The following is a 24984-nucleotide window of genomic DNA, read 5'->3' as shown; positions in this document are numbered from 1 at the left end:
TCAATATGTGGGAACTCTTAATATAATTCGCTTGAAAATGATTAATACCTTTCAGTTTAGGAGAGTATATATGTAAAGTTTGAAAGACAATCGAGTTATTTCCCGGGAAATTGACAGGAAAGGAGTTTTTGTAAATGAAAATCGACAAGTTTGGATTTAATTGGGGGGATATTTTGTTTGGAGTTCTTGGATCAAGTGGATTTGTATTGTTTCTTTACTTTTTTACATCTTATTGAGTTGGGAAGCACATAAAAACACCTATCGTAATATTTCTATTCGTTAGGTGTTTTCTAGTTGATAAAGTTATACAATGTAACATCCTCCGTTAATTTTTTTTATACTTTTGTAGTTTGTTGAATAATGACTTATTTTTTGTCGTCAAAGCAAAGTCAATCATGCGTTCCAAGTTTTGCTGTTCTAGTAATACGATTACTTCATCCACGCCTGCGATGGAAACTTCTTGTGTGTCGACTTGGTTTGCTTCTTCTAAAATTGTTTGTAAATGTGTATGGATATCTGACACAAGTAATAATTGATAGAGTGGCAATCTAATAAATCGATTTCCTTTTTGAAAAACAAAGACTTCCGATAAATTTTCTACTTGTAATGTCTGCGCATTTAAAATGATTTCTTTGCCCTCCACTGGTATAAAATGAAACAGCTCATCATCTTTCCTTATAGAAAAATACTGGTAGGCAAAAACCATCTTAATACTATTCCCTTCAAACTTTGTATAAAATGGTTTCATTAACTGTACTAGTATCATATTCTCCTCTCCTTTAATAGAATTTTCTGATTACTATTAGTTTATCATATTTTCTTCATTTCGTGTAGTTAATGTAACTAAAAATATACTTTACAGGTGGGAAATACTTACCACTAAGACCATGGAGCTTGGTTCATTTACTTGCTCTTCGATGTTAGATACTTGCGGAGTTTGCTTGTTTACTTGCAGTCCCGAGTTGAGTACTTGCACTCAATTGGCTATTACTTGATAAACGGCATAATTTTCCATTTATAAATAAGGGATTTCATTGGTGCACTTGCTCTTCGATGCTGATAATTGTCTCTAGTCTGGCGATAAATATGATCAAAAGATCCTATTAAAACTCCTTGTATTCGATAATATGACAAATAAAAAAAGCGAATGTATTCTGTATCCGCTTTTTTAACTTGGCTTTATTTTACTAAAGTTCTTGGTCTACGTTTTCCTTTTGCTATGGTGAAAAAGCCGAATGAGTGCGGGTTGTATTCAACGATAAACGTTTGGAATACTTTTTCCAGTACTTTTGATTGGTTAAACTCCCTTTCATATTCTAGATAAAAAGATAATAGTTTGGTGTTAGAATCGAATTGTAAATCATAAATAGTGAAATCCTCCGCAACAATTTGATCAATATGAGTCATTTCTTTATCATGATATCCACTAAAATACTTTATATACTTTTTCTTTATACCAACAACCTTTATCTCTTCCTCAGTCCTTCTTGAATGTTTATTTTGAAATTCCAGTAAGGACGGTATGTAAAATTGTATTTTTTCGATAGCTATCACTTCCTTTTACATTATATTAATTCCTATATTTCTCATTAATGTTAGTGGATGTATACTCCTTATACTATAGATATTCATATTTTTTATGAATATCTCTAATTTAGCGATTTTTATTCATTGTCCTTCTATTTTCGCTATCCTTGCATTGTATATGGGAGGGATGAGTATGATATTTGGAGAGCATTTGCGTGCCTATCGTGAAAGACTAGACATTACACAAATGGAAGCTGCTAAAATTTTAGGTATAGATCATTCCGCCTTATCAAAATATGAAAAAGGCGATCTTAATATTTCCATTGAGTTGCTAGCAAAAATAAAAGAAAAATACAAAATTCCAGATGATCAGTTTTTATTTATGCTCCAAGATAAACGCTATAAAAGTGAAAATCCGATTTTAGAAGCTAGGGAAAGTAAAGCAAGATACATAGAAACCTTTCAAGATGAATATGTGAATGAAGTCATTCACTTGAAAGAATATCGTGATTTCACCATGGATATCGTTAAATTTGCCAAGAGTGACAAAGAACGAAGAAAATACATTTTAAATCGATTAAAGAAAGATTAAAGCTTTTACTTACATTACGGTAAGTAGAGGCTTTTTCTGCTATTACGTCGCCTTTTAGTCAAATTGTTTTAGGTTCAGCTTTTAATCAGCAGGTTTTAAACGTATAATGGAAGGAAAGCCTTTTTTCTTAGGAGAGATCCGTTTGAACCTTACTTCTTATCAAAAACTTGCAACCCATTATAATAAACAGATTCACCAGTCTATGGATACAATTGCGAAGAAGCTACATCCTGCTTTGTTAGAGGATGAGGAGCTTGTTCGTCGTGCCGCTTTTTTTGTGCGCAACGGTGCTGTTTCTATAACGAATTATTACCCTCAAGAACATCGGGTCGATTTTACGATACGCGATGTGACGAATATTGAAGTGAAATATCATATTACAAAAGATAATTTTCACTGTCCTTGTCCTATACATAAACCGTGTAGACATATTGTGGCAGCGGTTTTTTATTTGTATCAACAAAATGATTCCTTGTCTACGTGGATTTCTGAATGGCGTTCACAAGCCGATCAGGTCCAACTGACTTTGCTAAAAGATGAACGTAGTCCGAGAAGTTGGGATATTATAGTTGAAAACTTTTTCCGTAAATTTATCTCTAATTATCCACCTACAAGTTTTTATTTACTTGAATTTGCTGTTCATGATTTGAAATCGCAACTTCGAAAGTCCCGTCCATTTGAACGCGAGTGGCAGCCAATTTTCGATGTGTATGTTGAACTTTCTATACTCATAAAATCCTGGCCTTATATTGAACCTCTGGCACAGTCAAATATGCAAAATCGAGTTCTTCATTTTTTAAACGAATACCTGGATGAGCTGAATGATCATTTAAACCAACTATCATCGAAACCTCGTATGTTCGCAGCAGATCCATTTTACGAGGAAATAATGGTGCGTATTCATCATTTTTACTTCGATATGGAAAACCTTGTACACTATAGAAAGCAAGTGTATCTGTCCTTTTGGGATGCACTCGTAACAGACAAAAACAAAAGAATGCAGGAAGTTAAATACTTAGAGGCACTAGAAACTATAGAAGATGATATGTCATTAAATATGGTACTACCATACTTTTACTTAACCTTGTCCATGACCGATGAACTGTTAATAGCCGCGGAAAAAATGGAAGCAAACCAGTTACTTGAGTGGGTAGAAGTGTGTGAAAAGGCACTTCAAACTGGCAAAAAAGAATTAGGTACCAACTTAGCGCGAAAGCTGTTGCCTCATGTTTCTTATTACTTAAACGAGGTAATACTAAATCCATCACGCGTTATACTCATTCGTCGATTAGAGCTTTTATTTGAAACAGTTCAATTGCAGCCTGCCGAATTAGAAAAAGTATATCAATCTTTTGGACTGTATGGCTTACAGTCTTATTCGAACTTACTCATTAAGGAAAAGCGTTACTATGATTGGATGGCCCTCCATCAATCAGCCAATTCCTCACTAGAGTATGCGGAAGCCTGTGGACTTTCGATTATAAAAGAAGAGGCTCCTGACGTTTTACTTCCACTTTATCATCACTATGCGATGCGTTTCATTCAAGAGAAAAATCGCTATAGCTACAAACAGGCTGTTCGGATTTGGAAGAAAATGAAACAAGCCGCTAAAAAATCGAATGATACTGACTACTGGAATGCATACGTAGAAAATGTTCGCGAAAAGTATCGCCGCCTTCGTGCGCTGCAACAAGAAATAGAGAAAGGAAACCTACCATTATGACTCAGCCTTTATCTATTAAGAAAGAATTTTCTTTAAATATTCACCCTTTGGAAAACGGACAGTTTCGCTTAGTTTCGATAAATATACCTGCCGAAAAGTGGATACCATCTTTATATTTAAATCATCGAGAAAGCTTTTTCGGTCTTAATGCTCAAATAGAAGACGATGCACTTATCGCCTCTCCCGTTGAGTTAGTTGAACTTTTTTCTAGAAAAATGAATCCATTCATATTATTTGATGGTGTCAATGAAGATTCTAATAAATGGTTAGAAACATTCAAAGACACAGCAGAAGTTTGGGTAACGCCTGACTTATGGAACTTTATAAACGTAGAAGGAAATGAACTTAAAATTACTGCACCAATCGATGATAGTGGGCAAGCACTTCTTGGGAATGCTGTTAAACAAAAGCTTTTCCAATCCGGGTTATCAATGGAGGATATCGAGCCGCTTATTCCATTTTTCCAACGAGGTGGCTGGCCGATCAAGTCGCAAGCTACTCATCCAAGCTTATTAGTTGCACTTAGATTGTCTGAACCGGAAGCAATGGAAGATACATGGCTGCTAGAGACAGTAGTTCGTGGAAAAAAAAGCAGTGTTTACTGGACACCTGCATATCGAAAGAAATCATTGCCTATAGGTAAGGCACTGCCTGATAAATGGGTTGAATTTAGTGATTTTATAGAAGAAACACAGTCAAAAATGTTTTCTCTTATTTCATCCATCGATCAAACAAATCCAGAAACATTCTATTCTTCCACATTAACTGATGAAGAAGTACGGATGTTTCTTCGTGATGACCTAGTGAAACTACAGGCACTTGGTTTTGAGATTGTTTTACCTGCGTGGCTGAAGGCCGTAAAAGATACAAAAATGCGCATTAAAACGGTAGCTAAGACAGCCAATTCATATAAAACTACTGCAGGTCTAAATGAAATACTGCAATTTAATTGGAGTTTTTCTTTGAACGGCCAAGAGATTTCAGCCGATGAGTTTCAACAGATGGTAAATGAAAATCGTTCGTTTATACAGGCTGGCAATGAATGGTTCCGTATCGACTCTGCTTGGATGCATGAAGTTCGAGAACTTATAAGAAAATCTGAGGATGAGAATTGGACTGTAAAAGAGCTACTGTTCCGTGAAATTCCTGAAGAACTTGCACTCGCACTTGATGACGAAGAGGAAACTGATGTGGATCCATTATTTGAATTTGAAATGCAAAAGTCATTACAAACTCTTATGACACAGCTCTCGGAGAAAAAAGGTTTCCCTTCTGTGGAGATTTCTCCTAATTTATTGACGACTTTACGCCCATATCAGCAGCAAGGATTAGAATGGCTCGTCTTTATGCGAAATGAAAAATTTGGAGCCTGCTTAGCAGATGATATGGGTCTCGGAAAAACGATACAGTTGATATCTTATTTACTACATGTCCATGAAAATACGGAGCAGTCGACACCTTCGCTTATTATTTGCCCAACTTCCGTGTTAGGTAACTGGCAAAAAGAAATTGCGAAGTTTGCTCCTTCACTTAAAGTACAAACACATTATGGATCTTCTCGGACAAAAGAAATTGATATGACGAGTGATGTGGTTCTCACTACATTTGGAACTGCTATGCAAGATATTGATTCACTTTCAGAAATTATATGGACCAGTATTACTTTAGATGAAGCACAGAACATTAAAAATATGCATACAAAGCAATCACGTGCTATTCGGAAGTTAACTGGTGGTCACCATATTGCCCTGACTGGTACGCCTGTTGAAAATAGATTATCAGAGCTATGGTCTATCTTTGACTTTATCCATAAAGGTTATTTAGGTTCGTTCCGTAAGTTCCAAGAAAATTATATTGCACCTATTGAACGAGATAATTCTGATACAACAAAGCATAAATTACGAGTGAAAATTCAGCCTTTCCTATTAAGAAGAACGAAACAGGATCCAGAGCTTCAGCTTAACTTGCCAGAAAAGTTGGAGCAACGAGAGTATTGTGCCCTTACTACAGAGCAGGCGGCTTTGTACGAATCACTTATACAAGAGACCGTTAGTAAGCTCGACACACTTACTGGGTTCGAGAAAAAAGGTCTCATTCTCAAAATGCTAAGTAAGTTGAAACAGCTTTGTAATCACCCCGCACTCTATTTAAAAGAGCCTTTTGATGATGCGGAGGATATGCTTGAGCGTTCAGAGAAGCTGGCTCAAATTGTGACACTTGCCGGCGAAATTGCAGCGCGTGGTGAGCAATGTCTGATCTTTACACAATATATCGGGATGGGACATTTACTTCAGCATTGTTTAACAGAACTATATGAAATTGATGCTCCATTTTTGACTGGTAGTATGCCTAAAAATCAGCGTGATCATTTGGTAGAAGCATTCCAAGCAAAAGAGTTTCCTGTATTCTTATTATCTTTGAAAGCTGGTGGAACTGGTCTAAACTTAACTGCGGCAAGCCATGTGCTCCATGCCGATCGATGGTGGAATCCAGCAGTTGAAAACCAAGCCACCGATCGGGCATATCGTATAGGGCAGACAAACTTTGTTCATGTCCATAAGTTCATAACAATTGGGACGATTGAAGAGAAAATTGATAAGCTCCTAGTCGAGAAACAGGCGCTATCAGAGGAGTTAATACATTCTAGTCAGTGGATCACTGAAATGTCGGATCATGACATAAAAGATTTACTTACACTGTCTATTTAATAATGTTTTTTTAAAACCCTGACCAAACAAATTTTCGGTCAGGGTTAACTCTTTTGATAATCATTGAATAGGATTGCGGCCTTATCAATCATTAAACTGGTAGTTGTTTTGGTGTTGTTACTGGAAATTCAAAATCACTCTCATTATTCTTATTTGGCTGTTGTGTCATTTGTACTGGTTGTTCCTCGTCTCGTTTCTTTGTTGCTAAAAATCGGATGTCCTCCACAACTATTTCTGTAACGAATACTCTAGCTCCCTCTTCCTTCTCATACGACCTTGTATTAAGTCTACCTGTTATCCCTACAAGAGACCCTTTACCACAATACTTGACGGTTGTTTCAGCGAGTTTCCCCCAAATTGTGCATAACACAAAATCCGCTTCATCATTTTTATAGCTTTTATTCACCGCGACTACAAAACCCGTTTGCATCCTCCCTTCTGACAAATGCTTTAATTGTGGAGATTTCGTCATACGCCCGATTATCGAAACAGTGTTCAATCTGTCACCTCCTTTATTAGCATTAGCCATATCATACCGACAGTATAAATTGTTGGCAAAAGCTTACAATTTAATTTTCAAGTACTTTTCACGCACAAAATTGAATTCTTTAATCTTCCTTCCATTCAAACCCTTTCTATATCGACTTTCTATTTTTTAATATTGCTATTTTGATAGTTTGTACTATTATTTTTTTCACTTAAATCACTATGCTATAATGGAAACTAATTAATGCTTTTCCAAAGGGGATCTGTGCATGAAAACTTTCAAAATGATTTCAATAAGTATTATTTCTGACCATGAAGAAGTGCCAATAACAATTGAGGATGGCATTGTTATCAACCAGGAAAATTCAAGCCGTTCTTGGATCTTAGAACTATTTACTGATCAAAAAAACGAAAATTATTTTAATGAATTAAAAATGTCTAATGAAGTATATGATGTAAAAGTTATTATTTCTTATCCAGAAAATGAACCCGCTCATTTTGAAGTAGCGACCTATTCTGTTAAACAAATTGGCAATCATCTTTCCGTTTTGCTTAAAGGGACATTGAAACGAGTAAGAAGAAAATACGCAGAGTCTTTGCTTGCGGAGCTAATCAAGGATGGATTAACTGGCGAAGAGTTACTCTCCAAATTTGAAAATGATATGAAAATTCGACCTGCCTTGAAGAAGGATCAGTAATACCGGCTTTTGCTAATGGAGTTTTGTTGATTGAACGGACATTAAATTTGTTACTGAAATCCCTGTGAATTTTGCAGGGATTTTTTATTAGTGAAAATATTTTCCGCCCATAGGCTCGATAATTCTTTACTTGCGTTGATGTGATGGTTACTTGCGGTCATGCTATATTTACTTGCTTTACTCCAGCAGTTTACCTACGCTCTATCTATGTTTACTTGCTCTCCAATGCCATTTACTTGCGAAACGGAATAATTATCCATTTTTTTAGCGATTTTTTGTTTTAGAAGCAATTGATACTCTTTACTTGCGTTGATGTGACGGTTACTTGTGGTCAAGCTATATTTACTTGCTTTACTTCATCGGTTACTTGCGCTCTATGTATGGTTACTTACTCACAAGTGCCATTTACTCGCGAAACGGAATAATTATCCATTTTTTCCGGTGATTTTTTGTTCCAGCGGCAGTCGATAACTCTTTACTTGCGTTGACGTGACGGTTACTTGCGGTCATGCTATATTTACTTGCTTTACTCCATCGGTTTCTTGCGCTCTATCTATGTTTACTTGCTCTCCAATGCCATTTACTTGCGAAATTATCGAAAAATGCTGACCCCCAAATAGGAGCCAGCATCTTTTTTTGATTTATTCACAAATTATTTAATATTATTGTCTTTATCGTTTATCAATTTATCATCATCTAGCTCTGTGTTTGGTTCTTTAATCCATTTACCGTTGTTTACATTGCCGTTGCCTGTACCATTTTCATTACCTGTTCCAGTTCCGTTTCCGGTACCATTATCGCCATCCATTGTTCCGTTATTAAGTGTTCCGTCGTTGAGGGTTCCATTGTTAGTAGTTCCATCGTTTAACGTTCCATTCCCATGGTCATTCATCCCGTTGTTTGTGTTTGGCGATAGAGTATTTACATCATCTCGTACGTCCTCCATCGGGGTTTCATTGTTGTTTGGGATAGCATCCTTCGTATTGTTACACCCAACTAACAAAAAAGAACATAAAGCTACAGTAGGAACGACTTTCTTCCACATAAAAAAATTCCTCCTTTCTTAGATATCGTCATCACTTATTTGTGACTTACGATAGGTTATCCAAGAAAAAAGGAACTATCCTATGGTATTTATACCTGTTTTTGCATTTCCTTAAGAAGCGATTCAACGTATAACGCCTCTGCTTTGCAGCCATATTTAAAATGAGTATCTAATTTGTCTTGCATAATCTCAATGGCAGCTATCAGATCTTCATTAACTGGTTCTGATAAAATTTTCTCGATAGAGGCATTTATTTTCAGTGCTATTTCTTCATGGAATTCAGGACTTTCTTTTACCTCTTGAGGTACTTTTTCAAACCAAGTGGCAGATTCAACAATATACAATTGCCAACTTTTCACAAAGTCTTCAATAGTAAAAAGCTCTTCATCCCAACCGATATTCGTCATATATATTTCAAATGCCTTAGTTATAGATCTAGTAATACTACTTTTAATCCCTGATGACAACTCATTATACATGAAGCATAAAACCTCCTACATTATTACAACGCATAAATATTTCTAAATAATCCAACTTATTTTATATGATATAACCCCATATTGCAAATTATTGTTTCTCTACAATAGGTCCAAGGGCAAAAAGTATATCTGCTTCACACACTAATTCTCCATCTACTGTTGCGATTCCGTGACCTTTTCCCATAGTACCACGTAGTTTTGTCAATTCAACCTCTAGTTTTAATTGGTCACCTGGCTTCACTTGTCGTTTAAATCGACAATTATCAATTCCAGTAAAGAATGCGAGTCTTCCCTTATTCTCTGGAATTTGAAGGACAGCGACTGCCCCTATCTGTGCAAGAGCCTCTACGATTAATACTCCGGGCATTACTGGATATCCTGGGAAATGTCCGTTGAAGAACTCTTCGTTAATCGTTACATTTTTTAATCCTACCGCACGCTTTCCTTCTTCAACTTCTAGAATTTTATCTATCATAAGAAATGGATAGCGGTGGGGTAAAATTGCTTGAACTTGCTCTGTTGTTAACATAGAATCATCCTCCAAAAGATTATTTACCATCTTTAATATCAATCATATGCTGGTATGTATCCCATTTTAATGCGTCCTTTGGTTCACCATCACCTAGTACGCCATAGCCAACCATGAGTCCTGTCATAGCTGCTCCAGCAAAGAATAGAATAACGAGTAGTATACGCAGCCAAATAGGAAACATGCGGATTTGAACCCATTTGGTTGCTCTAGTCGATGTTGCTTGTTCATTGACCTTTTCTTGTTCTTTTTCTAATCTTCGCTGTTGTCTAGCAGAAATTCTACTTTCTTCTGTCATAAACACAACTCCTTACACGAATAATTATCTAATGCCATTAATAAGTCCCATCATTTGGTCCGCAATTGTAATGGAACGGGCATTGAACTGATAAGAACGTTGCGCTGTCATAAGATCCGTTATCTCTTTAGATGTATCCACATTAGACAACTCTAACATACCATTTGCAATAGCTATTTCATTGCGATCTGCACCTTGTAGATCTGTCATAATATCTTCTGCGTTTAAACCTAATTCTTGTAGGTTATCTGGCATCGCAATATATGTTGCAGACAGATGTTCCATCGAATTCGGCTTTTGTAACACAGAAACTGCTAATTCACGTTGCTGAGTAGTACCATCTGGATATGTTGCCGTTAGAATTCCAGTTTCATTTACAGTAAATGCCGTAACTCCATCAGGAATAGTAATTGCTTGTCCAGCTGCATTAGCTACTGGATAACCATCACCGTTCACTAGCATAAGCTCTCCATTTTCCACCGGAGAAACATAGAAAGCACCTTGACGTGTATAAGCTGTTTGTTGTCCGTCTGCACCATCTGGCATAAGCACATTAAAATATTGCTTTGGCTCTTGAAAAGCGAAGTCTAAATCGCGGTCTGTAGATTGGAGACTACCTTGCTTCCAGTTCATTTGCGTCTGCGCGAGGGTTGCACCAACACCGTAGCGGATTCCTGTAGGTGAATCTCGTTCTACTCTATCTAATTTATCATTATTGTATTGTTGATATAATAATTCTTGGAATTTTGCATCCTTCGCTTTATAACCATGAGTACCTGTATTGGAAAGATTATTTCCAATAATATCTATTTGGTTTTGTAATTGCGACATTGTATTTGTCGCTGTAATCATCGTGCGTAGCATTTAAGCCTACCTCTTTTCATTGTTAAAGATTGCATTAGCTTTATCAATTCACGCGGCCCACTTCATTAACAGCTTTGTCCATACTTCTATCGTATGCTTGTAGTACTTTTTGGTTTGCTTCAAATGCACGATACGCAGTTAACATATCTGTCATTGTTCTGGCAGTGTCTACATTTGAACCTTCAATATATCCTTGTTGCATCGAGAAATTAACATTATTTATATTATATGCAGAGGGAAGATCAGTACCGTCCACCGTTTTGAATAAACCGTTATCTTGCTTTATAAGCGTGTTAGGCTGCGCAGAAAAGGATACACCAATTCGGGTTACTGCAGCATTATCTATGAGGATCTGACCACTTGAATCCACTTGGAAATCATCATTTTGTAGCTGAATCCGTTGCCCTTCTGAATCCAGTACATACAGACCTTGGGGATTCGTTAAGTATCCTGCCCCATCTAACGTGAAATTCGCATTTCGCGTGTATGCTTCCCCTTCAGTTGGATGCTGCAAACGATAAAATACCGCTCCTGTTTGCCCTGTCTCTTCATCAACCGGTAAGGAGCCATCGATCAATGCTATATCTGTGTTTAAGTCTGTTTGTATAAGTTGTCCTTGAGTCATTAATGCCATTGTTTCTTGCATGTACACACCCGTACTAATTGCACCAACTTCGGAATTATATTTTCCACTAATCGGATCCTTTGTAGGGATTTGAGTAGGCCCAAGTCTGGACATTAGCATATCTGGGAACGAGCGAATCGTCGATTGATCTGCTTTGAATCCCGGTGTATTTGCATTGGCCATATTATTTGTTAATAGTTCTGTTCTACGCTGCTGTGCAATCATTCCTGAAGCAACTGTATTAAATCCGCGAAACATAAGAAAGCCTCCACTTCAGTTTAATGCAAACTAGTATACGGGCATATCTTTTAGCTCCGCAGACATTTCGCATTTATCTTCTTGATATTTTGTCAATATTATCTAACATAATCCCAGTTCCAATTGCAACACAATCCATTGGGTTTTCAGCTACTAATACTGGTACTTTTAACTCTTCCATCAACAAATGGTCCATACCGTGTAAAAGCGCCCCGCCTCCTGTTATGATAACTCCACGATCAATAATATCTGCAGATAGCTCAGGTGGTGTCTTTTCTAACACATTTTTTGCTGCCTGTACAATACCCGTAACGGATTCTTTTAAGGCTTTTTCTATTTCTTCAGATCTAATGGTTATCGTTCTTGGAAGTCCTGTAACCATATCACGTCCACGAATGTCCATCTCTTCATGACGACTATCAGGAAAAACGGTTCCAATAGAGATTTTAATATTTTCAGCAGTACGTTCTCCAATTAGAAGCTTGTACTCTTTTTTAATATACTGCAGAATGTCATTGTCAAAAACATCTCCCGCAATTTTAATCGATTCACTCGTTACGATATCCCCCATGGATAGTACTGCAACATCTGTTGTACCTCCACCAATATCAACAACCATATTACCACTCGGTTGGAAAATATCCATTCCTGCACCGATTGCCGCTACTTTTGGCTCTTCTTCTAAATAGACCTTTTTCCCGCCAGACTTCTCAGCTGCTTCGCGTATTGCTTTTTGTTCTACGCTAGTAATGTTTGTAGGACAGCAGATCAAAATGCGGGGCTTGGATAAAAATCCTTTTACATTTAATTTATTGATAAAATGCTTTAACATCGCTTCGGTCACGTCAAAATCAGCAATTACACCATCTTTAAGTGGTCGAATTGCTACAATATTCCCAGGAGTTCTCCCGACCATTTTTCTTGCTTCTTCTCCAACTGCAAGTACCCTTTTTGTATTTCTATCTATAGCAACGACAGAAGGCTCGTTTAAAACAATCCCTTTTCCTTTTACATGTATTAATACATTAGCTGTACCTAAATCAATTCCAATATCCTTTGCAAACATTACTGATGTTTCTCCTTCCCAGCTAAAACCATTATGTATATTAATCGATATGTCTCTAACTTTAAATTTTATCATAGTTTTACTAGAAATACACTTTATTTAACAATAAAATATGTGAAAAAATGGCATGAATTTTAGGTCTAAAACACTACTAATTGTGCGACTTAGTATTGTTTTTAAGAGTATTTAGGTATATAAGACAATTGCGGCGGGTACAAGACTGTGTATAACCTTAAAAATAAGAAAAAGCCGTGATCACTTACTAATCACGACCTCTTCTATCTTCTTTTTTCGTTTTCCACTTTCTTTTCGTCGCTTCTCCACCTCGTAAATGCCTGACCGATTTATGATACGCTAAAATTTCTTTTACTTCTTTTGCCAGTTGCGGATCTACTAAATGGAGTCTTTCCGTCAAATCCTTATGCACAGTGCTTTTGGAATGACCGGTTGTGCTTGCGATAGCACGGACAGTTTTTTTGGTCTCAATGACCATTTCACCTAAACGTATGCATCTATGACGAATCGTTTCGTGCACTAACTCTTCCTTTCGTTAGTAAAGGAACACTTTCCATCAATTTATGCATACGTCTTAGCTATTATGAATTAAAATGCTAGTAAGCTCTCTGGATTTACTAAAACACCATCTTGCAGTACTTCAAACTGCAAATGAATACCCGCAGTTGGGTTCCATTCATTTTCAGCAGTCGTTGCAAGAGAGTCCCCTTGTTCAACAACGTCACCAGCTTTTACTAGAATACCAGTGACAGAGCGATATTTGGTTACCATACCATTAGCATGCGACAGGACAATTTCATTTCCAACAAATGGATCTAGATTGACTTCCTCTACTTTTCCACTCATTGCTGCTACTACTTCAAAAGGCTCACTATTCATAGATAGAGATACACCTGTATTCATCACGTAACTATTATCAAATACAAGTATCGACTTTTCACGAGTCGCTTCATCTGCTTCCATATTGTAAAAGTGTTGTACGATCTCAATGCTATCATGCATAGCCTCTTTGTAAGGGAATTTCATCGATTCTGCCTGTGCATTTGTTTCAATCGATACTGAATCGGGATCTTTACTTGCATCTGCCCATTCTGAATCCTTTGCTGAATCATCACTAACATACACATTGTAGCCCCAAATCATTCCTACAAAAGCCACCGAAAAACCTGCATAAATTAGTGGCCAAAACCACGGCTTTTTCGGGTTATTATTCTTCTTCTGAGAAGTATTGTTCTTTTGTTCTTCTCTCATTTTCATCACCTCTATTTGCATTGTTTGCAAATCAAGGAGATTTTAAACATGGTGAAAAATTTTTTATTTCTGTACCTTTATAGTAGTGAAGTAAAATGTCTCGTGCCAGTACAGAATCATTGGCGAGTACTTCTGCGCCGTACTGACTCATACCTACCCCATGCCCGTATCCAACTGTATCAACTACTACTTTATCAGATTGAAAAGTTATGGTGAAATCAGTAGATGGTAGACCTAAAATTGTTCGAACTTCACGGCCTGTCCACGACTTCCCATTCATTTGTACCGATTCTACTCGATCCGTATCTGTCTTTTGTACTTTGAAAGTTTTAGGTATGCTTGAAGTCCATTTCATATTAAAGGCTTTCGACCATTCTCCATGTGTAAATTCAAACTGCTTAGTCCGATTTGGAGCATACATTTCCTCCGATTTACTTGGCACAGATACTAAGTAAGGAATCACATTTCCACTATAATTTTCCGCACTTTCCGTTTGACCGTTGCTGGAAGAAAAGAACATCGCTGTGATTAGTTGATCTTTGTAGACGATAATTTCTCCTTCTGTCGCAGTGATAACCTTCTTGAGCTTGTCCTCGTATTGTTGGAAGGAGGCCCCCCACTTTTCCTTACGATCTTTTTCACTAGCATAGACCTGTTTTAATACTGTTGGATCAATTGGTTTTTGACCATAATTCGTATCTCTAAGCACATATGTCCTTGCCGCTATAGATTGAGCCTTTAAAGCCTCTTCATGAAATGTAACCGGCATTTCAGCAGCCACAACTCCAAGTACATAACTTTCTAGAGGAATTTTCTCCTTAACCCCTTTCACTTCGATTAGTATTGGGCATTCAATTTCGAGTTCCGATGTTGGCGGAGGTACTGTTTCTTCTTTTGGTTTTTCTTTTATTAATAAAAAGGGCAAAAACAAGAGGGCTATGCATAAGATTATAAAGAGTATGTTTTGTTTCATAGAGATACTATATGCTCGTATGGACAGGCTGATGATTCTATTAAATCTCAAACTACTAAAATTAAATTTTGATAAATAAAATCATTTAGCGACACCAATAATAAAACAGAGCTTGCTAATAAAGATAGCTGAATCAGCTTTGCGGAGTACCTCGTTCTTACGAGAGTGTGATTGGCCTATACGAGAGACCCGGAGCTTGCGAGAGCGTGGTCGGCTTATACGAGAGTGTTCACCTTCTATACGAGAGGCTAATCGGGCTTTGCGAGAGACCAGGAGCTATACGAGAGTGTGATAGGCTTATATGAGAGTGTTCACCTTCTATACGAGAGACTCATCGGGCTTTGCGAGAGACCAGGAGCTATACGAGAGTGTGATTGGCTTATATGAGAGTGTTCACCTTCTATACGAGAGGCTGATCGGCCTATACGAGAGACCAGGAGCTATACGAGAGTGTTCACCTTCTATACGAGAGGCTGATCGGGATATACGAGAGACCAGGAGCTATACGAGAGTGTGATTGGCTTATATGAGAGTGTTCGGCCTTCTATGCGAGAGTACTCTTAGAACAAACAACGAAAAAGCACCACACATGTATACATGCATAGTGCTTTACATATGGTGTTATATTAATTGCATTTTTTTCTCAGCTGATTCGGTACCGATACGCTCGATATCTGCGCCTAATGCTGCCAATTTTTTATCAAAATCGACATACCCTCTATCCAGGTGATAAAGCTCCGTTACGCGTGTGATTCCTTCAGCGACCAATCCTGCAATAATAAGTGCTGCTGCCGCTCTAAGATCGGTTGCTGCGACTTCTGCACCTTGTAGGTCTGATGGTGATTCCATAATGACAGAACGTCCTTCGATTTTCATATTACCATTCATTCTGCGGAATTCTTCCACATGCATGAAGCGATTTTCGAATACTGTTTCTGTTATGATGCCAGTTCCGTGTGCTGTCATCATTAATGCCATCATCTGAGATTGCATATCTGTTGGGAAGCCTGGGTGTGGCATAGTTTTAACGTCAACCGATTTTAGATTTCCTTCAGAGCGTACACGAAGACCTTGTTCCTCTTCGGTAATTTCAATGCCCATTTCTTGCATTTTAGATATAAGTGCTGTCATATGTTCAGGTACTGCATTTTCAATTAGTACATTGCCTTTTGTTATTGCTGCAGCGACCATGAATGTTCCAGCTTCGATACGATCTGGTATGATATGGTGTTCTGTGCCATGTAGTTCTTCCACACCTTCAATGCGAATAGTGTCAGTTCCTGCACCCTTCACCTTTCCACCCATTTCATTGATAAAGTTAGCTAAATCGACAATTTCAGGTTCTTTTGCAGCATTTTCGATAATTGTTGTACCTTCCGCTAATGCCGCAGCAGTCATAATATTTTCCGTTGCACCTACGCTTGGAACATCCAAATAAATTTTGGCACCTTTTAGACGTCCATTTGTAGTTGCCTCAACAAATCCGTGTCCGAATGATATTACTGCACCCATTGCTTCAAAACCTTTTAAGTGCTGATCGATAGGACGTGAGCCTATTGCACAACCGCCAGGAAGAGCTACACGTGCAAATCCATTTCGCGCTAAAATTGGACCCATTACAAGTATAGAAGCACGCATTTTACGCACATACTCGAATTGGGCTTCACTTGATAGTTTTTTTTGCGAATCAATGATTACTTCATTCTTTTCAGGACTATAACTAACTTCTGTATTTAAACTTTTCAATACTTCATTTATTGTCAAAACATCTGCAAGTGTCGGTACATCTTTAATAACGTTTTTACCTTTAGTAGCAAGTAGAGCTGCAGCTAATACTGGTAGTACTGCATTTTTTGCGCCTTCTACTCGTACTTTCCCGTTTAACGTTTGGCCACCTTTAACAATGATTTTGTCCACTACTTTCCCTCCGCGTTCATTATCCATTTGCTTTATATAAAAGAATACGTATGATGTCAATTTTAGGTATTCAAAACAATATTCATCATACAATGTAATTCGACTACATACAAGCATCTAAAACACTATTTTTGAGCTTTTCCATTATTTTTCTTGTTCTATTATACGTATTACCCAGCCTTTTCGTGTAGATAACTTTAAAATACCCGTAGTATAAGCGAGTAAACCTACTGAACAAAAAATTTCCCAGGAAATATGTGAAGATTCTACATGCTCATACAAACTTTCCCATAATTTGCATGAGCATATAGGATCTTTTTAGTCGAACAAAAATGGAAGTTGGTTTGACCAACTTGTTAAATTCAAGAAAAAATTTGCGACAATGGAGCCAATCGCAATACTAGTTAAAATATAAAATAGTTGTGCTTGAAATACACGATTTTTCTTTATTATTTTATCCATCATTAATGCCTGTAACGCATAGAAAGATATTCCAATAAAAAAGATATTTGCAAGTATTGCAATTACTGCTTGTTCACTATTTAATAATCCCATTTATAATCCTCCTATTTTAGGCAATAGTAAAAGAAGCAGACAGAATTTATTCTGCCCGCTTCATTTAAATCAAATTCACCTAGGCATTTAGCTCAGAACTTTGCAGGTATTATAACCTATTTCACATACATCATAATAGGCTAATTCACCTCACCAAGCCACTTTCGTGCTACACGACAATTGCCTGAAAAGTCTGTGGCTTCGCCATAGGCTTTAAGATTATCCCACATAAAGAAATAAACTTAAATATTACCCTCATAAACGTTGATACGATTCATCGCACGTTTCATTGCAAGCTCAGCACGATTGAAATCAACCGAGTCTTGTTTACTTTGAATACGCTCTTCTGCACGTTTCATCGCTTCTTTAGCACGAGCTAAATCGATACTTGAAGCAACCTCAGCAGATGTAGCTAAGATCGATACCTTTTCAGGTCGAACTTCCACAAATCCACTGCTTACTGCTACGTACTCTGTTTTTGCCTCTTTTTTCAATTTTATTGCACCTATTACAAGTGGTGCAACCATTGGAATATGGCCAGGTAAAATACCGATTTCACCAGATGCTGTTTTTGCGATAATCATGTCTACTTCAGAATCGTATACCGGGCCGTCGGGAGTGACAATATTGACTGTAAGTGTCTTCATATTTTTACCTCCTGGTCCGATTTATTATACTTCTACGCCCATGCTTTTCGCTTTTTCTATAACTTCTTCAATGCGTCCAACTAAACGGAATGCATCTTCTGGTAAATGGTCATATTTTCCTTCAAGAATTTGTTTGAATCCTTCAACAGTTTCTTTAACTGGAACGTATGAACCTTTTTGACCTGTAAATTGTTCTGCAACATGGAAGTTTTGAGATAGGTAGAACTGAATACGACGAGCACGGTTAACCGTTAACTTGTCTTCGTCTCCTAATTCATCCATACCTAAGATTGCGATGATATCTTGAAGCTCTCTGTAGCGTTGTAATGTATATTGCACTTGACGTGCCACATCATAATGCTCTTTACCTACGATTTCCGGAGAAAGCGCACGTGAAGAAGAAGCTAAAGGATCAACCGCTGGGTAAATACCCATCTCAGATAATTTACGTTCTAAGTTTGTAGTTGCATCTAAGTGAGCGAAAGTTGTTGCTGGAGCTGGATCCGTATAGTCATCGGCTGGTACATAAATCGCTTGGATTGATGTAACTGACCCAGTGTTAGTTGACGTGATACGCTCTTGTAATTGACCCATTTCAGTTGCAAGTGTTGGTTGGTAACCAGCTGCTGAAGGCATACGACCTAATAGTGCTGAAACTTCTGAACCTGCTTGCGTGAAACGGAAGATATTATCGATGAATAGAAGTACGTCTGCACCTTGTTCATCACGGAAATATTCTGCCATTGTAAGACCAGTTAAAGCAACACGCATACGTGCGCCAGGTGGCTCATTCATTTGACCGAATACCATTGCTGTTTTCTTAATAACGCCTGAATCGCTCATCTCGTGGAATAAGTCATTTCCTTCACGCGTACGCTCACCAACACCAGCGAATACAGAGATACCGCCGTGCTCTTGAGCAATGTTATTGATAAGTTCTTGGATAAGAACTGTTTTCCCTACTCCGGCACCACCGAATAGACCGATTTTACCACCTTTAATGTAAGGAGCAAGTAGATCTACTACTTTGATACCTGTTTCAAGAATTTCAACTTCTGTTGAAAGGTTTTCAAATGTTGGAGCTTGACGGTGGATTGGATCACGACGCTCTTCAGTAGGAATTTCTTCTCCTAAGTCAATTACATCACCAAGAACGTTAAATACGCGTCCTAAAGTTACATTACCAACCGGAACAGAAATTGCTGCACCAGCATCTATTACCTCTGCACCACGTTTAAGTCCGTCCGTAGATGACATCGCGATTGTGCGAACAGAATCATCTCCTAAGTGTAAAGCTACTTCTAACGTTAACGTAGTAGGAGCTTCGTTTGGACGCTCAATAGCTACAGTCAATGCATTATAGATAGCTGGTAAGTGGCCGTTGTCAAACTTCACGTCAACAACTGGACCCATTACTTGTAGTACTTGTCCTTTGTTCACTACTGTTCCCTCCTGTCTTACTTTCTTTCTTTACCTATTCTAGAGCCGATGCACCGCCGACAATTTCCGTAATTTCTTGCGTTATAGCAGCTTGACGTGCTCGGTTGTATACTAATGTTAAATTGCTGATCAAATCAGCTGCATTGTCTGTCGCGGATTTCATCGCAGCCATACGCGAAGCATGTTCACTTGCTTTACCATCGAGTAATGCACCGAAAATCAGGCTTTCCGCATATTGTGGAAGTAATACTTCTAGAATTGCTTCAGCTGAAGGCTCAAATTCATAAGAAGCAGTTGTGCCTGTTTCTACTGCAATATCCGTAAGTGGCAGTACCTTTTTCTCCGTTACTTCACTGGAGATGGCGCTGACAAAGTGGTTATAGTACATATAAAGTTCATCATATGTACTATCCGTGAACATACCAACAGCTTTGCGCGCAATTTCTTTAATATCAGAAAAAGCTGGTTGGTCTGGTAAACCTATAACTTCCCCGATTACATTAGAACCACGTTTTACGAAGAAGTCACGTCCCATACGACCAATTGCCAGAACTACATATTCATCTTTTGAAGCGTGACGTTGTGCTATTGCATTGGAAGCAGCGCGAATAACGTTACTGTTGTATGCTCCAGCTAAACCACGATCAGATGTGATGACAAGATATGCAGTCTTTTTTACAGGACGCGTAGTTAACATTGGATGTCCACTATCACTTGTACCTGAAGCAATTGCACCGACTACCTCTTGAATTTTACCCATGTAAGGAACATATGCTTTTGCATTCTCCTCCGCACGGTTCAACTTAGAAGCAGAAACCATTTGCATAGCTTTTGTGATTTGACTTGTTTTCTTAGTTGACGTAATTTTGCTTTTAATGTCGCGTAATGATGCCACTGGTATTTCACCACCTTATTGTTTTTTTCACATTGACAAAGATATTATTCAGATTTTGCGAAAGTTTTTTTGAATGCAGAAAAAGCATTGTTCATATCTTCATCTGAAGGAAGAGCTTTAGTCGTGCGAATATGATCTAAAACGTTTGTGTGGTTTGTATCTAACCAGCTATATAACTCAGCTTCAAAGCGATTGATATCTTTAACTGGGATATCATCTAAATGGCCACGTGTTAGAGCATATAAAATCATAACTTGTTTTTCTACTTTAATAGGAGAGTTCAAGTCTTGTTTTAATACTTCTACTGTACGAACACCACGGTTAAGTTTTGCTTGAGTTGCAGCGTCAAGGTCTGAACCGAATTGAGCAAATGCTTCAAGCTCACGGTATGCAGCTAAGTCAAGACGTAGTGTACCCGCAACACTCTTCATTGCTTTAATTTGAGCTGATCCACCTACACGGGATACGGATAAACCAGCGTTGATCGCTGGACGTACACCAGAGAAGAATAAATCAGATTGTAAGAAAATTTGACCATCTGTAATCGAGATCACGTTTGTTGGAATATAAGCAGAGATATCTCCCGCTTGTGTTTCAACGAATGGTAATGCAGTGATCGAACCTGCACCTAAAGTTTCATTTAACTTCGCAGCACGCTCAAGTAGACGGCTGTGTAAGTAGAATACATCCCCTGGATATGCTTCACGACCTGGAGGACGTTTAAGAAGTAATGAAAGTTCGCGGTATGCAGCAGCTTGTTTAGATAGATCATCATAAACGATCAGTACGTGCTTCCCTTCGAACATGAATTCTTCTGCCATAGTTACACCAGCATAAGGCGCTAGGTATAATAATGGAGCTGGCGAAGATGCAGATGCAGTTACAACGATTGTGTAATCTAAAGCACCTTTTTTACGAAGTGTTTCTACTACGTTACGTACAGTCGATTCTTTTTGACCGATAGCAACATAGATACAAATCATATCTTGGTCTGCTTGGTTAAGGATTGTATCAATCGCAACAGTTGTTTTACCTGTTTGACGGTCACCGATGATTAACTCACGTTGACCACGTCCGATTGGTACAAGTGCATCAATCGCTTTAATACCTGTTTGAAGTGGTTCATGCACAGATTTACGTGCCATAACCCCTTGTGCAGGACTTTCAATTGGACGAGTTTTTGTAGTTGCGATAGGACCTTGTCCGTCAACTGGTTGACCAAGTGTATTGACAACGCGGCCAATCAATTCTTTACCAACTGGAACTTCCATAATACGGCCTGTTCGACGTACTTCATCGCCTTCTTTGATGTCAGTGTATGGTCCAAGGATAATGATACCAACGTTGTTGGATTCCAAGTTTTGTGCCATACCTAAAACACCAGTTGAGAATTCTAAAAGCTCTCCAGCCATGACATTGTCGAGGCCATGAGCACGCGCGATACCGTCACCAATCGTGATAACCGTACCAACGTCGCTAACTTTCATCTCAGATTCGTAATTCTCAATCTGCTGCTTAATCAAGACACTGATTTCTTCAGCTTTGATGCTCATGTATGTCACCTCTCATAATTCATAATATTAACCGATCAAGTTACGTTTTAAGCGATCTAATTTAGTGCTTAGAGTGCTATCGTAAACGCGGTTTCCGATTTGAACACGTATACCACCAATAATTGATGGATCTACGATGTTTTGAATATTTAAAGCTTGTTTACCTATGTTTTTAGCAAATGCAGATGATACGTTTGCACGTTCTTCTTCTGTCAAAGCACGTGTGGTAATGACTTTCGCTTCAGCAACACCTTGAGCTTCATTCGAAAGGATCATAAATTCTGAAATAATGTCGGATACTTCTGCTAATCTCTTCTTATCAATAAGTACTAAAAGTGTATTGATAACAATTGGGTTCGCATTTGCAAAGATTTGTCGGATTAACTCTTTTTTCTTGTCTAGAGATAGCTTTGGTGAAGTGAATAAAGTTTTCACATCTTTGTTACCATTCCAAACAACTTTGAGTTCACGTAAATCATTTTCGACTGCTTGTACTTCATTTTTTTGTGTTGCTAACTCGAACAAAGAGATTGCATAACGCTTAGCTACAGTAGAATTGCTCACTTAACCTCGCCTGCCTTCGCAATCGTTGCCTCGATTAGCGCACGATTATCTTCTTCCGAAACTTCTTTTCCAAGAACTTTCGACGCTGCAAGTACTGAAAGTGAAACGACTTCTTCTCGTACCGCTGCAATCGCTCTTTCTTTTTCTGTATCAATTTCACGGATAGCAGATTCTTTCAAACGGATAGCTTCAGAACGAGCAGTTGTGATAATTTCCTCACGAGATGCATCGCCTTGCTTTTTCGCATTTTCTACAATCGCTAAAGCTTCCGTACGTGCTTCTTTAAGTAAGTCACGTTGTTCTTCAAGTAAACGCTGTGATTCCTGGCGACTATTTTCGGCTGCCGCGATTTCACTTGCGATTAACTCTTCACGTTGAGTCATAATCCCCATAAGTGGACCCCAAGCTACTTTCTTCAATAGAACCATAAGTAATAGGAAGAAGAATAATGTAGCTAAAATATCCAAGGTATTCAACCCATCATGGCCACTAGCACCAAGTACAAGGTAATCAAAAGACACGATTGTTTCACTCCTTTCAAACGCTAATAAGAGATCTTGCTTCTATTATTTAATAGTGATCATTGTTTTCTAGTTCATATGTTGTGTTATTCATAAAGAGAATGGCGGATTAAGACCCGCCATTTAGAATCGATTGTACTTATTATTTGTTTAATACGATGAAAGCGATAACTGCAGCGATAATTGGAATCGCCTCAACTAATGCTACCCCGATGAACATAACTGTTTGTAAAGCTCCACGTGCTTCTGGTTGACGAGCGATACCTTCTACTGTTTTTGAAACGATTAAACCATTACCAATACCTGCACCAAGTGCGCCTAAACCGATTGCTATAGCTGCTGCTAAAAGACCAACTGAACCTACCATTGTGTAATTTCCTCCTTGGAATGTTGTTTTATTTTTTTCTGCTTAAGATTCTAAACAGTTATATTAATGGTCTGTCGACACTTTGTGCGACATATAAACCATTGTTAACATAACGAAAATGAACGCTTGGATTCCGCCGATAAATAGCGAGAAACCTTGCCAAGCCATTGCTGGAATGATTGCTCCAACAAAGCCAAATGCTCCTGTTGTTGCTAAACCTGCGATAAGTCCTAAAAGAACTTCACCCGCATAAATGTTCCCGTAAAGACGAAGACCGAGTGTCAACGTATTTGCGAATTCCTCGATAATTTTTAATGGGAATAAGAACGGCATTGGCTTCAAGTATGTATCTACTGCATAGCCCTTCATACCCTTCATCTTTATCCCGTAATAGTGCGTTAAAATGATAACCATAACTGCTAATGTCATCGTAACTGTTGGATCTGCTGTCGGAGATTTCCACCAAAGTACTCCATCATAAGATATGGAGAATGGAAGACCTAATACGTTTGCTACTGCGATAAACATAAGTAGCGTTATCCCAAGAACATGGTATCGACCGCCAGTTTTCCAGTCAAAGTTACTTTTAATGATTCCTTTCACGAAGTCCATAATCCACTCCATGAAGTTCTGCATACCAGTTGGTTTCATCTTTAAGTTTCTAGTTGATATAAAGGCAATCAAAAATACTATTAGTGTAGTCACTGCTAACATTAAAATATTGGACCAGTTCCCTGTCATGCCTAGAAATTCAAATGTGGGATTTGAATGTTCCACGATTAATTCACCTCTCTTTCACATTCTCATTGCTGATTTTTTACATGAAACATAATACGTTCTACTACAAGTAAAACATAGGGAATCATTAATCCGATAACTGTACTGATAAGATGAATATACTCTGGAAGGGCAAGGGCAATTGCAACAGCTGCAACACCCGATGCAAATCGGAATGTTGTACCTAAACCTGCTCGTCCTTTTCCACTCTCAAGTACTCGATCAAATTTCTCCATTCTACGAACTAGAATCCAGAAATTGTACAGACCAAATAAAGAACCAAGTGCCAAGCCTGCAAAAATTGTCGAATAAGGTGTAAAACCCCAACCTAGCGCACAAGCCGCGAGCAAAAAATATATGTACTTTTTTTGCTTCGTAAATATACGTTGCATTTCTAGCATTGATCTTTAATCTCCTGAATCATATTTTCGAATGGTAGTAATTGCTGCCAACATGTAATTGTAGAATCAACATGAAGGAATATTACTGGTAATGCTGGAGTGGTTCTAATATTACGTCCATTCATATCTCTATGAACGAAGTTGAACCGGTAAGCTGTGAGAGAATCGCAGAATACATTGCTTTCCCTTTAATAGGACGTCTAATATGAC

28 protein-coding genes are annotated in these 24984 nt (G+C 38.0%); 4 read left to right on the top strand and 24 right to left on the bottom strand.

Going from position 1 to position 24984, the window contains the following annotated elements:
* Positions 1-325: 325 nt before the first annotated feature.
* Both ACN6MX_RS02200 and ACN6MX_RS02195 read right to left on the bottom strand, forming a co-directional pair.
* The gene (locus tag ACN6MX_RS02200; RefSeq protein WP_419961051.1) at positions 326-766 is read right to left on the bottom strand and encodes a transcriptional regulator; all 441 of its coding nucleotides are present in this window, start codon (positions 764-766) and stop codon (positions 326-328) included.
* A gap of 413 nt (positions 767-1179) precedes the next feature.
* On the bottom strand, positions 1180-1554 hold the full coding sequence (locus ACN6MX_RS02195; RefSeq protein ID WP_419961050.1) for a hypothetical protein: 375 nt from the start codon (positions 1552-1554) through the stop codon (positions 1180-1182).
* A gap of 166 nt (positions 1555-1720) precedes the next feature.
* Between ACN6MX_RS02195 and ACN6MX_RS02190 the strand changes: the two genes are divergently transcribed.
* The 3 genes from ACN6MX_RS02190 to ACN6MX_RS02180 all read left to right on the top strand — a co-directional run bounded on the left by ACN6MX_RS02190 (position 1721) and on the right by ACN6MX_RS02180 (position 6550).
* Positions 1721-2119, top strand: a complete 399-nt coding sequence (locus ACN6MX_RS02190) for a helix-turn-helix domain-containing protein (RefSeq protein WP_419961049.1) — start codon at positions 1721-1723, stop codon at positions 2117-2119.
* Positions 2120-2261: 142 nt separating this feature from the next.
* A complete protein-coding gene (locus tag ACN6MX_RS02185; protein WP_419961048.1) occupies positions 2262-3842 on the top strand; it encodes a hypothetical protein in 1581 nt (526 codons plus the stop codon).
* Complete coding sequence (locus ACN6MX_RS02180; protein ID WP_419961047.1) at positions 3839-6550, top strand: DEAD/DEAH box helicase; 2712 nt, start codon at positions 3839-3841, stop codon at positions 6548-6550. Before ACN6MX_RS02185 ends, ACN6MX_RS02180 begins: the two co-directional genes overlap by 4 nt.
* A gap of 91 nt (positions 6551-6641) precedes the next feature.
* Here the strand turns inward: ACN6MX_RS02180 and ACN6MX_RS02175 are convergent, their stop codons facing one another.
* Complete coding sequence (locus tag ACN6MX_RS02175) at positions 6642-7049, bottom strand: single-stranded DNA-binding protein (RefSeq protein WP_419961046.1); 408 nt, start codon at positions 7047-7049, stop codon at positions 6642-6644.
* A gap of 256 nt (positions 7050-7305) precedes the next feature.
* On the opposite strand from ACN6MX_RS02175, the gene ACN6MX_RS02170 reads away from it, so the two are divergent.
* Entirely contained in the window at positions 7306-7734 is a 429-nt protein-coding gene (locus ACN6MX_RS02170) for a YwpF family protein (protein ID WP_419961045.1), read from the top strand.
* A 652-nt stretch (positions 7735-8386) separates the two neighbouring features.
* On the opposite strand, the gene ACN6MX_RS02165 is transcribed toward ACN6MX_RS02170, so the two are convergent.
* The 21 genes from ACN6MX_RS02165 to ACN6MX_RS02065 form a co-directional block, all read right to left on the bottom strand.
* Positions 8387-8779 (bottom strand): hypothetical protein, encoded by a 393-nt coding sequence (locus ACN6MX_RS02165; protein ID WP_419961044.1) that lies wholly within the window; start codon positions 8777-8779, stop codon positions 8387-8389.
* An 89-nt stretch (positions 8780-8868) separates the two neighbouring features.
* Positions 8869-9258, bottom strand: coding sequence for a hypothetical protein (locus tag ACN6MX_RS02160; protein WP_419961043.1), 390 nt, complete (start codon positions 9256-9258; stop codon positions 8869-8871).
* Positions 9259-9346: 88 nt separating this feature from the next.
* Complete coding sequence (gene fabZ, locus ACN6MX_RS02155) at positions 9347-9787, bottom strand: 3-hydroxyacyl-ACP dehydratase FabZ (protein WP_419961042.1); 441 nt, start codon at positions 9785-9787, stop codon at positions 9347-9349.
* Between the two features lie 19 nt (positions 9788-9806).
* Positions 9807-10085 (bottom strand): DNA-directed RNA polymerase subunit beta, encoded by a 279-nt coding sequence (locus ACN6MX_RS02150; RefSeq protein ID WP_419961041.1) that lies wholly within the window; start codon positions 10083-10085, stop codon positions 9807-9809.
* A 24-nt stretch (positions 10086-10109) separates the two neighbouring features.
* Positions 10110-10949 carry a flagellar hook-basal body protein gene (locus ACN6MX_RS02145; RefSeq protein ID WP_419961040.1) on the bottom strand — a complete coding sequence of 280 codons (840 nt, stop codon included), beginning with the start codon at positions 10947-10949 and terminating at the stop codon, positions 10110-10112.
* A gap of 43 nt (positions 10950-10992) precedes the next feature.
* Positions 10993-11832 (bottom strand): flagellar hook-basal body protein, encoded by an 840-nt coding sequence (locus ACN6MX_RS02140; protein ID WP_419961039.1) that lies wholly within the window; start codon positions 11830-11832, stop codon positions 10993-10995.
* A 73-nt stretch (positions 11833-11905) separates the two neighbouring features.
* Entirely contained in the window at positions 11906-12898 is a 993-nt protein-coding gene (locus ACN6MX_RS02135; protein WP_419961038.1) for a rod shape-determining protein, read from the bottom strand.
* Positions 12899-13160: 262 nt separating this feature from the next.
* A complete protein-coding gene (locus tag ACN6MX_RS02130; RefSeq protein ID WP_211893058.1) occupies positions 13161-13433 on the bottom strand; it encodes a sporulation transcriptional regulator SpoIIID in 273 nt (90 codons plus the stop codon).
* Between the two features lie 68 nt (positions 13434-13501).
* Positions 13502-14164 carry a peptidoglycan DD-metalloendopeptidase family protein gene (locus ACN6MX_RS02125; protein ID WP_419961037.1) on the bottom strand — a complete coding sequence of 221 codons (663 nt, stop codon included), beginning with the start codon at positions 14162-14164 and terminating at the stop codon, positions 13502-13504.
* Between the two features lie 31 nt (positions 14165-14195).
* Entirely contained in the window at positions 14196-15137 is a 942-nt protein-coding gene (gene spoIID / locus ACN6MX_RS02120) for a stage II sporulation protein D (protein WP_419961036.1), read from the bottom strand.
* A 621-nt stretch (positions 15138-15758) separates the two neighbouring features.
* The gene (gene murA, locus ACN6MX_RS02115) at positions 15759-17054 is read right to left on the bottom strand and encodes a UDP-N-acetylglucosamine 1-carboxyvinyltransferase (RefSeq protein ID WP_419961035.1); all 1296 of its coding nucleotides are present in this window, start codon (positions 17052-17054) and stop codon (positions 15759-15761) included.
* A gap of 318 nt (positions 17055-17372) precedes the next feature.
* Entirely contained in the window at positions 17373-17609 is a 237-nt protein-coding gene (locus tag ACN6MX_RS02110) for a DUF1146 family protein (protein ID WP_419961034.1), read from the bottom strand.
* Positions 17610-17851: 242 nt separating this feature from the next.
* Positions 17852-18256, bottom strand: a complete 405-nt coding sequence (locus ACN6MX_RS02105) for a F0F1 ATP synthase subunit epsilon (protein WP_419961033.1) — start codon at positions 18254-18256, stop codon at positions 17852-17854.
* A 24-nt stretch (positions 18257-18280) separates the two neighbouring features.
* Positions 18281-19696, bottom strand: coding sequence for a F0F1 ATP synthase subunit beta (gene atpD / locus ACN6MX_RS02100; RefSeq protein ID WP_419961032.1), 1416 nt, complete (start codon positions 19694-19696; stop codon positions 18281-18283).
* Positions 19697-19730: 34 nt separating this feature from the next.
* Positions 19731-20591: a F0F1 ATP synthase subunit gamma gene (locus ACN6MX_RS02095; protein WP_419961031.1), complete on the bottom strand. Its 861-nt coding sequence runs from the start codon at positions 20589-20591 to the stop codon at positions 19731-19733.
* 44 nt (positions 20592-20635) lie between these two features.
* On the bottom strand, positions 20636-22144 hold the full coding sequence (gene atpA / locus ACN6MX_RS02090; RefSeq protein WP_419961030.1) for a F0F1 ATP synthase subunit alpha: 1509 nt from the start codon (positions 22142-22144) through the stop codon (positions 20636-20638).
* A 27-nt stretch (positions 22145-22171) separates the two neighbouring features.
* A complete protein-coding gene (locus ACN6MX_RS02085; protein WP_419961029.1) occupies positions 22172-22708 on the bottom strand; it encodes a F0F1 ATP synthase subunit delta in 537 nt (178 codons plus the stop codon).
* Positions 22705-23229, bottom strand: coding sequence for a F0F1 ATP synthase subunit B (gene atpF / locus ACN6MX_RS02080; RefSeq protein ID WP_419961028.1), 525 nt, complete (start codon positions 23227-23229; stop codon positions 22705-22707). The genes ACN6MX_RS02085 and atpF overlap by 4 nt, the downstream gene beginning before the upstream one ends.
* 142 nt (positions 23230-23371) lie before the next feature.
* Positions 23372-23596, bottom strand: a complete 225-nt coding sequence (gene atpE, locus ACN6MX_RS02075; protein WP_053590520.1) for a F0F1 ATP synthase subunit C — start codon at positions 23594-23596, stop codon at positions 23372-23374.
* Between the two features lie 63 nt (positions 23597-23659).
* Positions 23660-24373: a F0F1 ATP synthase subunit A gene (gene atpB / locus ACN6MX_RS02070; protein WP_419961027.1), complete on the bottom strand. Its 714-nt coding sequence runs from the start codon at positions 24371-24373 to the stop codon at positions 23660-23662.
* 26 nt (positions 24374-24399) lie between these two features.
* Positions 24400-24774 carry an ATP synthase subunit I gene (locus ACN6MX_RS02065; protein ID WP_419961026.1) on the bottom strand — a complete coding sequence of 125 codons (375 nt, stop codon included), beginning with the start codon at positions 24772-24774 and terminating at the stop codon, positions 24400-24402.
* Between the last annotated feature and the right edge of the window lie 210 nt (positions 24775-24984).

Source organism: Psychrobacillus sp. BM2 (assembly GCF_048572895.1).
Taxonomy (GTDB): Bacteria; Bacillota; Bacilli; order Bacillales_A; family Planococcaceae; genus Psychrobacillus.
The sequence above is the reverse complement of the archived record's forward strand: the minus strand, read 5'-3'. Positions and strand labels throughout refer to the sequence as shown.

Coding starts and splice junctions, on each gene's coding strand:
- ACN6MX_RS02200 (WP_419961051.1), bottom strand. CDS start 766: ATGATACTAGTACAGTTAATGAAACCATTTTATACAAAGTTTGAAGGG.
- ACN6MX_RS02190 (WP_419961049.1), top strand. CDS start 1,721: ATGATATTTGGAGAGCATTTGCGTGCCTATCGTGAAAGACTAGACATT.
- ACN6MX_RS02180 (WP_419961047.1), top strand. CDS start 3,839: ATGACTCAGCCTTTATCTATTAAGAAAGAATTTTCTTTAAATATTCAC.
- ACN6MX_RS02170 (WP_419961045.1), top strand. CDS start 7,306: ATGAAAACTTTCAAAATGATTTCAATAAGTATTATTTCTGACCATGAA.
- ACN6MX_RS02165 (WP_419961044.1), bottom strand. CDS start 8,779: ATGTGGAAGAAAGTCGTTCCTACTGTAGCTTTATGTTCTTTTTTGTTA.
- ACN6MX_RS02160 (WP_419961043.1), bottom strand. CDS start 9,258: ATGTATAATGAGTTGTCATCAGGGATTAAAAGTAGTATTACTAGATCT.
- fabZ (WP_419961042.1), bottom strand. CDS start 9,787: ATGTTAACAACAGAGCAAGTTCAAGCAATTTTACCCCACCGCTATCCA.
- ACN6MX_RS02150 (WP_419961041.1), bottom strand. CDS start 10,085: ATGACAGAAGAAAGTAGAATTTCTGCTAGACAACAGCGAAGATTAGAA.
- ACN6MX_RS02145 (WP_419961040.1), bottom strand. CDS start 10,949: ATGCTACGCACGATGATTACAGCGACAAATACAATGTCGCAATTACAA.
- ACN6MX_RS02140 (WP_419961039.1), bottom strand. CDS start 11,832: ATGTTTCGCGGATTTAATACAGTTGCTTCAGGAATGATTGCACAGCAG.
- ACN6MX_RS02135 (WP_419961038.1), bottom strand. CDS start 12,898: ATGTTTGCAAAGGATATTGGAATTGATTTAGGTACAGCTAATGTATTA.
- ACN6MX_RS02125 (WP_419961037.1), bottom strand. CDS start 14,164: ATGAGAGAAGAACAAAAGAACAATACTTCTCAGAAGAAGAATAATAAC.
- spoIID (WP_419961036.1), bottom strand. CDS start 15,137: ATGAAACAAAACATACTCTTTATAATCTTATGCATAGCCCTCTTGTTT.
- ACN6MX_RS02110 (WP_419961034.1), bottom strand. CDS start 17,609: ATGGGATTATTAAATAGTGAACAAGCAGTAATTGCAATACTTGCAAAT.
- ACN6MX_RS02105 (WP_419961033.1), bottom strand. CDS start 18,256: ATGAAGACACTTACAGTCAATATTGTCACTCCCGACGGCCCGGTATAC.
- atpA (WP_419961030.1), bottom strand. CDS start 22,144: ATGAGCATCAAAGCTGAAGAAATCAGTGTCTTGATTAAGCAGCAGATT.
- atpE (WP_053590520.1), bottom strand. CDS start 23,596: ATGGTAGGTTCAGTTGGTCTTTTAGCAGCAGCTATAGCAATCGGTTTA.
- ACN6MX_RS02065 (WP_419961026.1), bottom strand. CDS start 24,774: ATGCTAGAAATGCAACGTATATTTACGAAGCAAAAAAAGTACATATAT.